Source organism: Shewanella jiangmenensis, from assembly GCF_018596335.1.
GTDB lineage: Bacteria > Pseudomonadota > Gammaproteobacteria > Enterobacterales > Shewanellaceae > Shewanella > Shewanella jiangmenensis.
On the sequence record NZ_JAHEPS010000005.1, the window covers coordinates 160783 to 175697 of the forward strand.

The 14915-nt window shown below is 53.2% G+C and carries 13 protein-coding genes; 7 read left to right on the forward strand and 6 right to left on the reverse strand.

Features of this window, described 5'->3' with window-relative positions; translation table 11 throughout:
- Positions 1-23: 23 nt before the first annotated feature.
- Both hda and KJI95_RS13680 read right to left on the reverse strand, forming a co-directional pair.
- Positions 24-734, reverse strand: coding sequence for a DnaA inactivator Hda (gene hda, locus KJI95_RS13675; protein WP_214507761.1), 711 nt, complete (start codon positions 732-734; stop codon positions 24-26).
- A gap of 87 nt (positions 735-821) precedes the next feature.
- Positions 822-2129, reverse strand: coding sequence for a DUF2066 domain-containing protein (locus tag KJI95_RS13680; protein ID WP_214507762.1), 1308 nt, complete (start codon positions 2127-2129; stop codon positions 822-824).
- A 227-nt stretch (positions 2130-2356) separates the two neighbouring features.
- Between KJI95_RS13680 and KJI95_RS13685 the strand changes: the two genes are divergently transcribed.
- Positions 2357-3586 (forward strand): uracil-xanthine permease family protein, encoded by a 1230-nt coding sequence (locus KJI95_RS13685; protein ID WP_214507763.1) that lies wholly within the window; start codon positions 2357-2359, stop codon positions 3584-3586.
- 138 nt (positions 3587-3724) lie between these two features.
- On the opposite strand, the gene grxD is transcribed toward KJI95_RS13685, so the two are convergent.
- Positions 3725-4057, reverse strand: coding sequence for a Grx4 family monothiol glutaredoxin (grxD, locus tag KJI95_RS13690; protein WP_214507764.1), 333 nt, complete (start codon positions 4055-4057; stop codon positions 3725-3727).
- Positions 4058-4298: 241 nt separating this feature from the next.
- On the opposite strand from grxD, the gene sodB reads away from it, so the two are divergent.
- The 4 genes from sodB to KJI95_RS13710 all read left to right on the forward strand — a co-directional run bounded on the left by sodB (position 4299) and on the right by KJI95_RS13710 (position 9905).
- On the forward strand, positions 4299-4883 hold the full coding sequence (gene sodB, locus KJI95_RS13695) for a superoxide dismutase [Fe] (RefSeq protein WP_214507765.1): 585 nt from the start codon (positions 4299-4301) through the stop codon (positions 4881-4883).
- Between the two features lie 250 nt (positions 4884-5133).
- Positions 5134-7068 (forward strand): PrkA family serine protein kinase, encoded by a 1935-nt coding sequence (locus tag KJI95_RS13700; protein ID WP_214507766.1) that lies wholly within the window; start codon positions 5134-5136, stop codon positions 7066-7068.
- 50 nt (positions 7069-7118) lie between these two features.
- Positions 7119-8390, forward strand: coding sequence for a YeaH/YhbH family protein (locus tag KJI95_RS13705; protein ID WP_214507767.1), 1272 nt, complete (start codon positions 7119-7121; stop codon positions 8388-8390).
- Positions 8391-8399: 9 nt separating this feature from the next.
- Entirely contained in the window at positions 8400-9905 is a 1506-nt protein-coding gene (locus tag KJI95_RS13710; protein ID WP_214507768.1) for a SpoVR family protein, read from the forward strand.
- A 78-nt stretch (positions 9906-9983) separates the two neighbouring features.
- Here KJI95_RS13710 and fadR read toward each other — a convergent pair whose 3' ends face one another.
- Positions 9984-10706, reverse strand: a complete 723-nt coding sequence (fadR, locus tag KJI95_RS13715; protein WP_214507769.1) for a fatty acid metabolism transcriptional regulator FadR — start codon at positions 10704-10706, stop codon at positions 9984-9986.
- Positions 10707-11016: 310 nt separating this feature from the next.
- Here fadR and nhaB point away from each other — a divergent pair, with 310 nt between their 5' ends.
- Together nhaB and dsbB are read left to right on the forward strand one after the other, a co-directional pair.
- Complete coding sequence (gene nhaB / locus KJI95_RS13720; protein WP_214507770.1) at positions 11017-12600, forward strand: sodium/proton antiporter NhaB; 1584 nt, start codon at positions 11017-11019, stop codon at positions 12598-12600.
- Between the two features lie 109 nt (positions 12601-12709).
- Positions 12710-13228, forward strand: coding sequence for a disulfide bond formation protein DsbB (gene dsbB / locus KJI95_RS13725; RefSeq protein ID WP_432653803.1), 519 nt, complete (start codon positions 12710-12712; stop codon positions 13226-13228).
- Positions 13229-13381: 153 nt separating this feature from the next.
- Here the strand turns inward: dsbB and KJI95_RS13730 are convergent, their stop codons facing one another.
- The gene (locus tag KJI95_RS13730; RefSeq protein WP_349356740.1) at positions 13382-13825 is read right to left on the reverse strand and encodes a YcgN family cysteine cluster protein; all 444 of its coding nucleotides are present in this window, start codon (positions 13823-13825) and stop codon (positions 13382-13384) included.
- Positions 13826-13872: 47 nt separating this feature from the next.
- Positions 13873-14892 carry a lytic murein transglycosylase gene (locus KJI95_RS13735; protein ID WP_349356741.1) on the reverse strand — a complete coding sequence of 340 codons (1020 nt, stop codon included), beginning with the start codon at positions 14890-14892 and terminating at the stop codon, positions 13873-13875.
- Positions 14893-14915 lie beyond the last annotated feature (23 nt).

Genomic DNA, 14915 nt, shown 5'->3' on the forward strand with positions numbered 1-14915 from the left:
TACAACCTCAATTACAGGCGCAACTACAGCCGCAGCATCTCTTTCACAAACGGTATTGTCAACTTACGCTGATGCACCATGGAGGCCTTGTCGAGCCGGTCAAGTACATCGAACAGGGTTCGCAGATCCCGCGCCATCCGGTTTAGCAAAAACCGGCCTACGTCTTCAGGAAGCTGCAAACCGCGCATCGCTGCGCGGCGCTGCAAGGCCGCAAGCTTTTCTTCGTCCATCATCGGCTGCAGCTGATAGGTCAGCCCCCAGTGCATACGGGACACCAGATCAGGCAGCGCAAAGCCTGCATCCATAGGTGAAGCGCTGGCGCTCACCACCAAACTGCCACGCTTATGCTCAACCACCCGGTTGTACAAATCGAAAATGGCCTCTTCCCACAGAGGATGTCCCGCAACCGCATCCACATCGTCGATACAGATAAGGTCGAACTGCTCGAGCCCTTCAAGCAGCGCCGTGGAAATACTGGCGTGAATACCCAGCGGAATATAAAAGCTTCGACGCTCAACTTCGTTGGCGTGGGCACAGGCAGCGTGCATCAGGTGGGTGCGGCCGGACTTGATGGGTCCCCACAGGTAAATGGCATGACTGCCCTCGCCGCCTGCAGCCGCTTTGAGCGAGCCAATCAGCTCGTCGTTGCCCGCTGCCGGATAATAACTGGCGAATGTTTCATCGTCCGGTAAATGTACCGGCAATGACAATTGCAAAGGGGGATGTTGTGTCACTCGGTTACTTCTCAATCAGACTTGTGGCACATAAAACGAAAACGGCGCCAGTGTAACACGGGCGCCGTTAAATGCCGAGGCCGACGCTTACTGTCCGCGCCAGCGATAGCGATTACCGGCAACCGGCGCAGTGGTGCCTGCAGACACATCACCGGGGTTGATGGCATTTGCGAAAGGATCGGCCAGCTGCTCTGACGACGCTGCGCTGCCGTCGGTGGCTATACCAGAGCCTGAATCTGCAATTGCCCCTGAACCAGAGACTGCGCCAACTGTGTCCGGTGCAAGCCGTGGGTCGAGCGCCAAGGTGCGGCGCAGATCCTCTTCACTGCCAAAGAGTTGCACAGCAAAGCGCACCGCATCGCCCTGCATGTTAATCAAGCGGGCAGTTTTAATCATCGACAGTTGACCTAAGTAGGTTTCAATGTCGGCGACGGCTTTAAGTTTGTTGATGCCGGTAAACACAAGTTCTGTGTCGGTAGCAGGACCGGTGGCGGTCACCGCGTACTGGGACACATAAAAGCTGCTCATTGCCGACAATATGCTGTCGATGGCGGCTTTGGCATCAGGCGCGTTGCCGGATACATCATTCAGTGCCTGCAACTGCGCGGCGTCGGTGCCATCAGCGGTTCGCGGGTACAGCGCGACACGGTAATCAAAACCACTGGCGGCCGCATCCAGAGTCACCAGCGCGAAAAAGTCTGACTGGTAGCGTCCGGAGACACCGGCAAGCTCGGCAGGAAAGAATCCGCGCACCGAGTTGACGTTAGCCTGCATCAAATCATCCAGATCCAGCAGCGGGAACAGCAGCGGTACACCGGCCTGATTGCTGGCATCGTTAAAAAGTGCACGCAGCGGCAGATCGGACTCGTCGCCAAGCAGCACTTTTTCGCCGCTTACGCTGGCAGCTGTGCTATTTGCGTCGGTGCCGCTCGACGCCGAAGCATTTGCAACGACGCCATTTGAGACAATAGCACTGCCATCGGCAGCCGCGCCGGACGGGCCATCAGTCGCAAGCCACATCAGCGTCAGCGGCCGCTGTTTACCCCACACCGGCAGCTGGGCGCTTCGCAGCGTAGAGATAACCTTGCCGCTGTCAAAACTTGCGCGCACATAGAGCTGGCCGTCATTTTCAACGTATCCGAACTGACTCAGGATAGATTTGGCATTGGCAATCATCGCCTTCACCGACGGTGATTGCAGTGCATCCTGACTGCCGCTGTTTTTCACGAATACCTTGCCAAGCGCATCCTTGATGGCCTGATCAAGCTCGCCGCTCGCTCGTGACGTGACCGGTACATCGGCCTCGTTGAGGCGGGTCACTTCAACGGCATCCGCCATGACGCTGCACAGCAGCAGGCTGCCAAGCAGCGTCGCTTTGATAAAAGAATTCAACATGGAATGGGGTCTGTCCCTGAAATGGTGAATGCGAGCGAGTGTATCACAACTGCGTGGGGGCAACACAGTCCGACAAAAGATGGTAAACCGGCGTAACACTGGATAAATTGTCCTTTTGCGCCAAGTGCTTCACAAATTCAAAAGCAATCCCCAAGCCCGACGAGGGGATTGCTGGTATGGTCGCAAACTATAACCAGACCCATAACAAAGAGGTAAGGAACTACCCTATGAACAAACTGTTACTTCCGCTGCAGGGCGCACAGATGTTGTTTGTCGCCTTCGGAGCGCTGGTGCTGATGCCGCTGATGACAGGGCTCGACACCAGTGTAGCCCTCTTCACCGCCGGTATCGGCACCTTGCTGTTCCAGCTTTTAACCCGAGGCCAGGTGCCCATCTTCCTCGCCTCCTCCTTTGCCTTTATCGCGCCCATCATGTACTCGGTCAAAACCTGGGGCTTGCCCGCCACCATGGGTGCACTGATGGCCGCAGGCGCTGTGTATCTTATGCTGTCGCTGTTGGTGAAATGGCGCGGCGTCGGCTTTATCCATCGTCTGCTGCCACCTGTGGTGGTGGCGCCGGTGATTATTATCATTGGCCTTGGGCTTGCGCCGGTGGCGGTCAACATGGCGCTGGGTAAATCAGGCGATGGCAGTCAGGTGTTGGTTGAGCAGGATATCGCGCTGGTGATTTCACTTTTGGCGCTTTTTACCACCATTCTGGTTGCAGTATTTGCCAAAGGTTTGCTGAAACTGATGCCTATCCTTGCGGGTATTCTGGTTGGCTACGGGGTGAGCCTGCTGTTTGGGGTGGTGAGCTTCAAGGCCGTTGGCGACGCTCCCTGGTTTGCCCTTCCCGAATTTACCGCTCCGGCATTTCACTGGCAGGCCATTTTATTCATGATCCCGGTCGCGATTGCCCCGGCAGTTGAACACATCGGCGATATCCTCGCGATTTCCAACGTCACCCGCAAAGATTTTATGAAGGAGCCCGGGCTGCATCGCACCCTCGCCGGTGACGGTGTTGCAACCATGGCGGCAGCGGCCTTTGGCGGGCCGCCAAACACCACCTATTCAGAAGTGACAGGTGCCGTGACCCTGACCCGAAATTTTAATCCACGAATAATGACCTGGGCCGCGATAGTCGCGATTTTACTCGCCTTCGTCGGCAAACTCGGCGCGCTGATGCAAACCATTCCTGTGCCTGTGATGGGCGGCATTATGTGTTTGCTGTTTGGCTCGATTGCGGCGGTGGGCCTCAATACCCTTATTCGGAATCAGGTGGATCTGGCCTGCCCGAGAAACCTCGCCATCGTCGGCGTTACCCTGGTATTTGGCATTGGCGGCATGGCCTTTGGTGTCGGCAACTTCAGCCTCACCGGCATCAGCCTGTGCGGCATAGTCGCGATTTTGATGAATGCCTTGCTGCCGGCAACCCGCAGCGAGCCGGAAAGCCCCTGAGTCACTCAGAATCACTCAGAATCACTCAGACTCAATCAGAATCACGCAGAACCACTGAGAGCCAGGCTCGCTGTAAAAAACGTCCAACAAGTCCAACAAAAAGCCCCGCATTGCGGGGCTTTTTCATCACACAGCGGATTATTCTGCAGTCTTATACTTGGCAGCCACTTCTTTGATAAGCGGCTGCAGCTCGCCTTTCTGGAACATTTCGGTGAGGATGTCACAGCCACCAATCAGCTCGCCTTCTACCCACAGCTGTGGGAAAGTTGGCCAGTTGGCATACTTTGGCAACTCAGCACGAATGTCGGGGTGCTGAAGAATGTCGACATAGGCAAACTGCTCGCCGATGTTGATCATCATTTCGGCAACACGGGCAGAGAAACCACAGCTTGGCAGCTTTGGAGAACCCTTCATGTAAACGATGATTGGGTTTTCAGCGATTTGCTGCTTGATTCTTTCTACTGTATCCATTTTGATTCCTGAGTTGGCTCCCTGGGGAGCATTTTTCGTCACACTGGTGGCAACTATTGTACGCCAGCTCAGAGCGGAACAAAATCCCACAAGTTGTAAGGTTATGTCACGATTTGATTTTTCGATTGCTGCTATCATCGCCAAAGGCCAAAGAATGATTCACATCACAGATTTTCCGAGTACAATACTGGCCAGTGAGCAAAACGCGAAACACGTATAATTGTCCATGGAGAGATACTAAATGGCTTTCGAATTACCACCACTGCCTTACGCGAAGAACGCCCTGGAACCCCATGTTTCTCAGGAAACCATCGAATACCATCACGGCAAGCACCACAACACCTACGTGGTTAAGCTGAACGGTCTGATCCCAGGTACCGAGTTCGAAGGCAAGAGCCTGGAAGAAATCGTAAAAACTTCTACCGGCGGTATCTTCAACAACGCAGCCCAGGTTTGGAACCACACCTTCTACTGGCACTGCCTGTCACCAAACGGTGGCGGTGAGCCAACTGGCGCTGTGGCTGATGCCATCAACGCCGCTTTCGGTTCTTTCGAAGAGTTCAAAACCAAGTTCAACGACGCTGCGGTGAACAACTTCGCCAGCTCTTGGACCTGGTTGGTGAAAAAGGCTGACGGCTCAGTCGCCATCGTTAACACCAGCAACGCCGCTACCCCGCTGACCGACGATTCAGTGACGCCAATCCTGACCGTTGACCTGTGGGAACACGCCTACTACATCGACTACCGCAACGTACGTCCTGACTATCTGGCCCACTTCTGGCAGCTGGTTAACTGGGACTTCGTGAACCAGAACTACGCTGGCTAATCGCCTCGCAGTACTGCAAAAGGAGCCTTGATGGCTCCTTTTTTATTGCCGTTTTTCGCCAATATCTTCCTGCCACTGCCAAGTTTTCTTGAAATCAACGCACTTGCAACTGTTGCGTTTGCAACTATTTGTTATTGTTTTTTCAAGATTTTTTTGACACAGCGCAAAAATTTATGTCTAAGATTACAGGTAGGGAGCCGAAATCAGTCGCGCTCCTTGCATCCTACCAGTGGCGTTTCAGGGGGTTATCATGGGCATCTTTGAACATTACCAACAGCGCTATGAAAAGAAACTCGAAGAAGAATACACACTCCAGGAGTTTCTTGAGATTTGTAAGCAGGACAAAAGCGCTTATGCAACCGCGGCCGAACGTCTGCTGATGGCCATCGGCGAGCCGGAAGTGGTCGACACCGCAAAAAATCCGGTGCTGAGCCGCATCTTCTCCAACCGGCTTATTTCCCGCTATCCGGCCTTCCGTGACTTTTTTGGCATGGAAGAATCGATTCAGCAAATCGTCGCCTACCTTAAACACTCGGCCCAGGGGCTCGAGGAAGCCAAGCAAATCCTGTATTTGCTGGGGCCAGTGGGCGGCGGTAAGTCATCCCTTGCCGAAAAATTAAAAGCGCTGATGCAAAAGGTGCCCATTTATGTGCTGAGCGCCGATGGTGTCAGAAGTCCGGTGAACGATCATCCCTTCTGCCTGTTTGACGCCGAAGAAGACGGCAAACTGCTGCAGGAAGAGTACAGCATTCCCTCCCGCTACCTGCGCTCGATTATGTCGCCCTGGGCGGTCAAACGGCTGCACGATTTTGGCGGCGACATCAGCCGTTTCAGGGTTGTGAAAGTCTTCCCGTCGGTACTGGATCAGATTGCCGTTGCCAAAACCGAACCCGGCGATGAAAACAACCAGGACATTTCATCCCTCGTCGGTAAAGTCGACATTCGTCAGCTTGAGCATTTTGCCCAAAACGATGCCGATGCCTATTCCTATTCAGGTGCCCTTTGCCGCGCCAACCAGGGCTTGATGGAATTTGTGGAGATGTTCAAGGCCCCCATCAAGGTACTGCACCCCTTACTGACCGCAACCCAGGAAGGTAACTACAACGGCACCGAGGGCCTCTCAGCCCTGCCCTTTGGCGGGATTATTCTGGCGCACTCCAACGAATCGGAATGGTCAACCTTCCGCAACAACAAAAACAACGAGGCATTCCTTGACCGGGTGTATATCGTCAAGGTGCCTTATTGTCTGCGGGTTTCGGAAGAAATTCAGATTTATAAAAAGCTTATTCAGAACTCTGAGCTGTCGGATGCGCCCTGCGCCCCCGGCACGTTGGAAACCCTGGCTCAGTTCAGTGTGCTTTCGCGCCTGAAAGTACCCGAGAACTCAGCCATTTACTCCAAGATGCGCGTCTATGACGGTGAAAGCCTCAAAGACACGGATCCCAAGGCCAAGTCTTATCAGGAATATCGCGACTATGCCGGGGTGGATGAAGGCATGAACGGGCTCTCTACCCGCTTTGCGTTCAAAATCCTCTCAAGGGTGTTTAACTTCGATCACTCCGAAATCGCCGCCAATCCGGTACACCTCTTCTATGTGCTTGAAAAACAAATCGAGGCCGAGCAGTTCCCCGGCGAAACCGCCGAGCGCTACCTTGAGTTTTTAAAAGGCTACCTCATCCCTAAATATGTGGAGTTTATTGGCAAAGAAATTCAGACGGCTTATCTGGAGTCCTACTCTGAGTACGGTCAGAATATTTTCGACCGATATGTTACCTATGCCGACTTCTGGATCCAGGATCAGGAATACCGCGATCCTGAAACCGGCCAGCTGTTTGACCGCGCCGCCCTCAACGCCGAGCTGGAGAAAATTGAAAAGCCGGCCGGGATCTCCAACCCCAAAGATTTCCGCAATGAAATCGTTAACTTCGTCCTTCGCGCCAGGGCCAACAACGAGGGCAAAAACCCCACCTGGACCAGTTACGAAAAACTCAGAACCGTCATCGAGAAGAAGATGTTCTCCAACACAGAAGATCTGCTGCCGGTGATTTCATTCAACGCCAAAACCTCCACCGACGATCAGCGCAAGCACGATGATTTTGTCAATCGCATGATGGAAAAAGGTTACACCAAGAAGCAGGTGCGCCTGCTGTCCGAGTGGTATCTGCGGGTACGTAAATCGTCTTGATACTGTCCGGCCCCGCCTTCGGGCGGGGTGGCGGAACTTTGGGGGTGCGTATGGCGAATTTTATCGACCGGCGGCTTAACGCCAAGGGCAAGAGCACGGTAAACCGGCAACGGTTTATCAATCGCTATAAAAAACAAATTAAAAAGGCGGTCAGCGACGCCGTAACCCGTCGCAGTGTTACCGATGTGGATAAAGGCGAGCAAATCAGCATTCCGACCCGGGACATTACCGAGCCGATGTTCCATCAGGGACGCGGCGGACAGCGTGAGCGGGTGCATCCCGGCAACGATCAGTTTACCCGAGGCGACAAAATCGACCGTCCGCCGTCAGGCGGCGCAGGCCAGGGCAGCGGCAAGGGTGACGCGTCTGACTCCGGCGATGGCAGCGATGACTTTGTGTTTCAAATCTCCAAAGATGAATACCTTGAACTGCTGTTTGAGGATTTGGAGCTGCCAAACCTTCAGCGAAACCGGCTGAATAAACTCGTTGAATATCAAATCCACCGCGCGGGTTTTACCAACGATGGCGTGCCGGCCAATATCAATATTGTCCGCTCACTGCGCTCATCACTGGCGCGGCGCACCGCCATGACGGCGGCGAAAAAGAAAGCCCTGCGGGCGCTGGAAGCCGAGCTAAGCGAGCTTGAAAACACCCCGGGCGCCAATGCCGAGCGCATTATCGCGCTTCGCGCAGAAATTGAGGCGCTGAAACGTAAAATAGATGCAGTGCCTTTTATCGACACCTTCGATTTGCGCTACAACAACTACGTCAAACGGGAAGTACCCTCCAGCCAGGCGGTGATGTTTTGCCTGATGGACGTGTCAGGGTCGATGGATCAGGCCACCAAAGACATGGCCAAACGCTTTTATATACTCCTGTATCTGTTTTTAACCCGCACCTATAAAAACCTTGAAGTAGTGTATATCCGCCACCACACCCAGGCCAAAGAAGTGGACGAACACGAGTTCTTCTACTCCCAGGAAACCGGCGGCACCATAGTGTCATCGGCGCTTAAGTTAATGGTGGAAATTCAGCGCGAACGTTATCCCGCCGAAGAATGGAATATCTATGCCGCCCAGGCCTCCGATGGCGATAACTGGGCCGATGACTCCCCCACCTGCCGGCAGCTGCTTGAGACCCAGATCTTGCCGCTGGTTCGCTACTTCAGCTACATCGAAATCACCAACCGCGCCCATCAAACCCTGTGGCGCGAATATGAATCCCTAAAGCAAGTGTTTGATAATATGGCCGTTCAACACATACGTCAGGCCGAAGACATTTATCCGGTGTTCCGGGAACTCTTTAAAAAGCAGGCGGTGTAAGGGGGTTTTATGGGGAAACGCACACCACTCAGTGACGGTCCGGACTGGACCTTCGAGCTGCTAGACGCCTACCAAATGGAAATTGAGCGCGTCGCAGCCCACTACCGGCTCAGCACCTATCCCAATCAGATAGAAGTTATCACCGCTGAGCAAATGATGGACGCCTACGCCGGCATAGGTATGCCAATCGGCTATACCCACTGGTCCTTTGGCAAACGCTTTATTCAAACCGAGCAAAGCTACAAGCGCGGCCAAATGGGGCTGGCCTACGAAATTGTGATTAACTCAAGCCCTTGTATCGCTTACCTGATGGAAGAAAACACCATCACCATGCAGGCGCTGGTGATGGCCCATGCCTGCTACGGCCATAACAGCTTTTTCAAAGGCAATTACCTGTTTAAAACCTGGACCGATGCGAGCTCCATCATCGACTATCTGGTCTTTGCCAAAAACTACATCGCCGATTGTGAAGAGCGTTACGGCGTTGACGCGGTAGAAAGTGTGCTCGACTCCTGCCATGCGCTACAAAATTACGGTGTCGATCGCTATAAGCGGCCGTCAGAAATTTCATTTCGCGAAGAAAAAGCGCGCCAGAAGGAGCGTGAAGAGTACCTGCAAAGCCAGGTAAATGATCTGTGGCGCACAATCCCCAGCACAAAAGAGGAAAAAGAAAAGCAGCACAAAAAACGTTTTCCGGCAGAGCCTCAGGAAAACATTTTATATTTCATTGAAAAACATGCGCCGCTGCTGGAGCCATGGCAGCGTGAAGTGGTGCGGATTGTCCGCAAAATGGGCCAGTACTTTTATCCGCAAAAGCAAACTCAGGTGATGAATGAAGGCTGGGCCACGTTCTGGCACTACACCATCCTCAATCACCTTTACGATGACGGCCTGGTGACCGACCGCTTTATGCTGGAGTTTTTGCAAAGCCACACTGCTGTGGTGGCACAGCCGCCCTACAACAGCCGCTACTACTCAGGCATCAACCCCTATGCGCTCGGGTTTGCGATGTTTACCGACATCCGCCGCATGTGCGAAAACCCAACCGAAGAAGACCACACCTGGTTTCCTGAAATTGCCGGCAGCAACTGGCTCGATACGCTGCATTTCGCCATGGAGAATTTCAAGGACGAAAGCTTTATCAGCCAGTACCTGTCACCGGCTATCATCCGCCAGTTCAAGCTGTTTGGCATAGTGGATGATGAGCGCAAAAACTACCTGTCTATTTCGGCCATCCACGATGAGCAGGGTTATCGCGATATCCGCCACAGTTTATCGCAGCAATATAACCTGTCGAATCTGGAGCCCAATATTCAGGTACACAGGGTCGAGGTGATGGGCGACCGCTCGCTAACGCTGCGTTATATTCCCCACAACAATATTCCGCTCGCCGGCGACTTTGGCGAGGTGCTGAAACACATGCACAGGCTGTGGGGCTTTACCGTTATCCTTGAACAGGAAGAGTCTGACGGTACGCTGAAAGAGCTCGGCCGCTGCCCACCGCGTGACGAATAACGGCATAGCGGCATTTAAGCCATAAAAAAACGCAGCTCAGGCTGCGTTTTTATTTCTATTACGGCGACAGTTATCAACTCAGCCCTGAGGGTCCTGATTGATATCCGCAGGCATGGCATCTTTGAGCTTTTGCCACATCTTGCCGCTGTTAATACCGTAGGTGCGCATCAGCGGCGGCACTTCGCCATAGGCGCGGCGCTTGGCCAGTGACTCAAGCTCAAGGTAAAAGTCGCGGGCAAGTTTGCGCGCTTCCTGGCTGGTAAAGTAGTAACGGCCGATGCGGCTGTACAGGCCTTTAAAGCCATTCAGAATAAGCACATACAGCGGATTGCCGGAAGAAAACGCCAACGTGTGGTGCAGCTCGTAATCGAAATCTGCATAGGCTTCAGGGCAATCTTCCATCTGATGGATTTTGCCCAGCACTTCAACGGCGGTTTCAGGGTTATATCTTAACGCGCCGCGAAAATAGATGGCGCTGACATTGGTTCTGGCCGACAGCAGCTGGTCAACCAGCAACGGAAAACCTTCGGGATTGAGATCCGCAATGGTTTCCAGAATATTCAGACCTGAGGTTTCCCAGAAATTGTTAACCCGGGTCGGCTTACCGTGCTGAATGGTCAGCCAGCCGTCGCGGGCCAGACGCTGCAATACTTCACGCAGCGTGGTACGGGTCACACCGATGAGCTCAGACAATTCACGCTCAGCAGGGAGAATGGAACCCGGTGGGAATTTATTTTCCCAAATTGAACGTACTATGTATTTCTCTGCGAAACTCGCAGGACCTTTGGCATTGATAATCATCAGCCACAAATTCCGGTTGTTAAACCCCTGTGTTGGGCACTCATCATACCAGAGCGGGAAAAAATGAAAACTCCTCCTTCAGCCCGAGCCAGGCCTGAAACCGACAGAATTCACATTTGTGTTTAAAAAGACACCGAACAACACCCAGTTAGCGGCAATTTTGCAAGCAGGATCGTTTTTTTGAAACGCGGCACTGCCGGTCTTTGATTACTTTGAGTTAAGGTTTAGGCTAAACTGAACTAAGTGCGTTCAGCGGCTTTCAAAAAATAAAAAAACAGCTTAGATAATCAAGCATATGGGAGAGGGGAACATGACATCGACGCTCGGACAGTCGTTATTTGCCAACTTTCTGGGAAATTCGCCCAGATGGTACAAGCTTGCGATTCTGTCATTTCTTGCCATTAACCCAATACTGTTCTATTTCAACCCCTTTATAGCCGGTTGGGTATTGGTCATTCAGTTTATTTTTACCCTGGCAATGGCGCTTAAATGCTACCCGCTGCAGCCGGGTGGTTTGCTTGCCATTGAAGCAGTTGTCATTGGGATGACGACCCCAAGTCAGGTGCTGCACGAAATCGAGGCAAACCTTGAAGTCTTGCTGCTGCTGGTGTTCATGGTGGCGGGCATCTACTTTATGAAGCAGCTGCTGCTGTACGCCTTTACCAAGATGCTGACCAAGGTTCGCTCCAAAACCGCTGTTTCGTTAATGTTTTGTATCGCATCGGCGTTTTTGTCGGCCTTCTTGGATGCGTTGACGGTTATCGCGGTGATCATCACTGTCGCAGTCGGTTTTTATTCGATTTACCACAAGGTGGCATCGGGTAAGGACTTCAGCTCAGATCACGACCATACCTCTGAGGGCGCCGAGCAGCTTAACCACGATGAGCTTGAGTCCTTCCGCGGCTTTTTGCGAAACCTTTTGATGCACGCCGGTGTCGGTACCGCTCTTGGTGGTGTGTGCACTATGGTGGGCGAGCCGCAAAACCTGATTATCGCCGCCCAGGCAAACTGGCAGTTCGGTGAGTTTGCCCTGCGGATGTCGCCGGTAACTGTGCCGGTGTTTTTTGCAGGGATAATAACCTGCTTCCTGGTCGAGAAATTTCGCATATTCGGTTACGGCGCCAAGCTGCCTGAAGCGGTGCACAAAATTTTATCTGACTATGATGCCCATGAAGATGCCCGCCGTACCCCGCGGGATAAAGTCAAACTCCTGGTGCAGGCGCTGATTGGTGTGTGGCTGATCGTCGGGCTTGCATTCCACCTGGCATCGGTTGGTCTGATTGGCCTGTCGGTCATCATTCTTAACACCGCCTTTAACGGCATTACCGATGAACATGCGCTCGGCAAGGCCTTTGAAGAAGCCCTGCCCTTTACTGCGCTGCTGGCGGTGTTTTTTGCCGTGGTGGGTGTGATTATCGATCAGCAATTGTTTGCGCCGGTGATCCAGTGGGCTTTGAGTTACGAAGGCAACGTGCAGCTGGTAATTTTCTACATCGCCAACGGCTTGCTGTCGATGGTCAGTGACAACGTGTTTGTGGGCACTGTGTACATCAACGAGGTGAAAGCCGCACTGCTCAATGGCCAAATCACCCGCGATCAGTTTGATTTGCTGGCCGTTGCCATCAACACAGGTACCAACCTGCCGTCGGTAGCCACACCAAATGGTCAGGCCGCCTTCCTGTTCCTGTTGACCTCGGCACTGGCGCCGCTTATCCGCCTGTCGTATGGCCGCATGGTGCTGATGGCGCTGCCTTACACCATAGTGCTGTCTGTGGTCGGTATTCTTGCTATCGAATCCGGTCTGCTTGAGAGCATGACCCAGTACTACTACGATGCGCAGCTGATTAATCATCACAGCGCTGCTGAAGCCGCAGGTAAAGCGGCCGGTCATTAATCTGGCGGATTAATACCATGGATTGACTGAACTTATTTGCTTAAGTAAAGTCAGAAATAGCCCGCACCCCAGTGTGCGGGCTTTTTTATGGAACGCAGTCCAAGGAGAAATGACGTTGTCTGCCCTGATATCTTTTGCCCACAGCCGCCTGTCCTGGGCAATTCTGGCCGTAAGCGCCCTCGCCCTCGAATTGGCTGCGCTGTATTTTCAATACGGGATGAAACTCGATCCCTGTGTAATGTGTATTTATCAGCGCCTTGCGGTGTTTGGCCTGCTTGGCGCCGGACTGCTTGGCCTTACGGCGCCGGCAAATAGGCTGGTGCGTGTGGCAGCCGGTACCCTGTGGGGCATCAGCAGCATTTGGGGCCTTAAGCTTGCGCTGGAACTGGTGGATATGCAGAACAACCCGAGCCCCTTCTCGACCTGCTCATTCCTGCCGGAATTTCCAAGCTGGCTTGCACTTCATGAATGGCTGCCACAGGTATTTATGCCCACCGGCATGTGCACCGATGTGCCCTGGCAGTTTGCCGGCGTCACCATGGGCGAATGGATGGTGGTGGCCTTTGCAACCTACCTCGCTGCGCTTGTGGTGTTTTTGATACCGATTTTGAAGTCTTCCCGCGCCTGACTTATCGATTAGGCATTGAACGGCGATTTTAAGCCATCAATAGGATTGGAAAACACCCAATAAAAAACGCCCCGATGGGGCGTTTTTTATTGGGTTTCATTATTTGGGCTTTATGAGTTTGGCGTCTTAAAAGCGGCTTTTATTCAAGAGCCTTCAATCCGCGTCCTTAAGTGGCCACAGCACTATGTGGTCTTCAAGGTAGCGTACCTTGGTTTCGCACACCGCTTTGCCGCGCACCGACATACCGGCGGCGTGCATCGCTTCTTTGGAGCCGGTCAGCAGCGGATGCCAGGAGGGCAAATCGCGGCCCTGAAACAGACGGATATAGGCGCAGCTGTCCGGCAGCCAGGTCAGGCTGGCAATATTGTCCATATTGATGGCGGTGCAGCCTGGTACAAAGGTAAAACGCTCGCTGTAGTGGCGGCAATGGCAGGCATCGCGGTCCAGCAACTTACAGGCCGCATTGGTGTAATACAGCTCGTCTGTATCATCGTCAATCAGCTTGTTTAAACAACATTTTCCGCAGCCATCACAGAGAGACTCCCATTCACGGGCATCCATCTCATCAAGGCGCTTGGTTTTCCAAAACTCTGTCACAACGCTTTCCAACTGTTACTGGGCTCAAAGCTTGGCGACAAACCGCCTCACTGGCCAAGCTTAAATTTAATTCTATCGGACAGATGCACCATGGCGAGGGCAAAATAATCATCATCGCGCCAGCGTTTAATGGCGGCGTAATTATCGTACACCAGATACACCCGCCCTTTGGGGCCGTCGGGCATGACCATGGCAACGTCCATATCGGCGCGTGACGGTAAATCAGCGCCATCAAACCGGCGTACCCCCAGCGCCTGCCACTCGGCAAAGTTCTTGCGGATAGCGCCGCCGGCAAGACTTACATCAAACCCAGCAGGGATCTTTACCTGCCGGCCCCAGGTGGAATCATCCTGCCAGCCAGACTCTTTCAAAAATGAGGCAATAGAGGCAAAGACGTCAGCCGGATTGGAGCCGATATCAATTTTGCCATCGCCGTCGCCATCTTTGGCGTAGGCCAAAAAGCCCGCCGGCAACAACTTTGGCTGACCAAGACGGCCGTCGCTGTCAGAGCGCAAACTCTCAATCGGGACGCCGCTGTCGATAATCTTCAATGCGGCAAAAAACTGCTCACGAAAGAAGGCTTCATCTTCGCCTTTAAAGGCCTTGGATGCCGTGACCGACAGCACGGGAAAATTGCCGGCGTTGCGGCCATAACGCGACTCAAGCCCCCAGAGCGCGATGATAAAGCGCGGCTGAACACCATATTTATCACCAATACGGGTCAGCACCTCGGTATGGCCCTGATATTGGAACTTGGCCTCATCAACCAGTTCATCCGTTAAGGTTGCCGGTAAGTAAGCATCAAGGCTTTTGGCGTCTGCCTTAAGCTCTTTGACGCCACCCGCCGAGCGAAACTCCTTGATGGTGGGAAACACCTTATCGAGGGTTTCGGCGCTGATGTCGTGCTTTTGCTCCGCGTCCTGACGCAGCGCTTTAACATAGTCCGCAAAACTGCCCGCTGGCGCCTGTGCATACACACCGGCAGACATCAGCGCCAGGGCAAGTGTCAGTGGTTTTCGCAGTGGCTTTAACAGTGTCTCAAGGGAAGTACACATAAAAGACGTCACGATTACCCGGCCTCCGACCACAT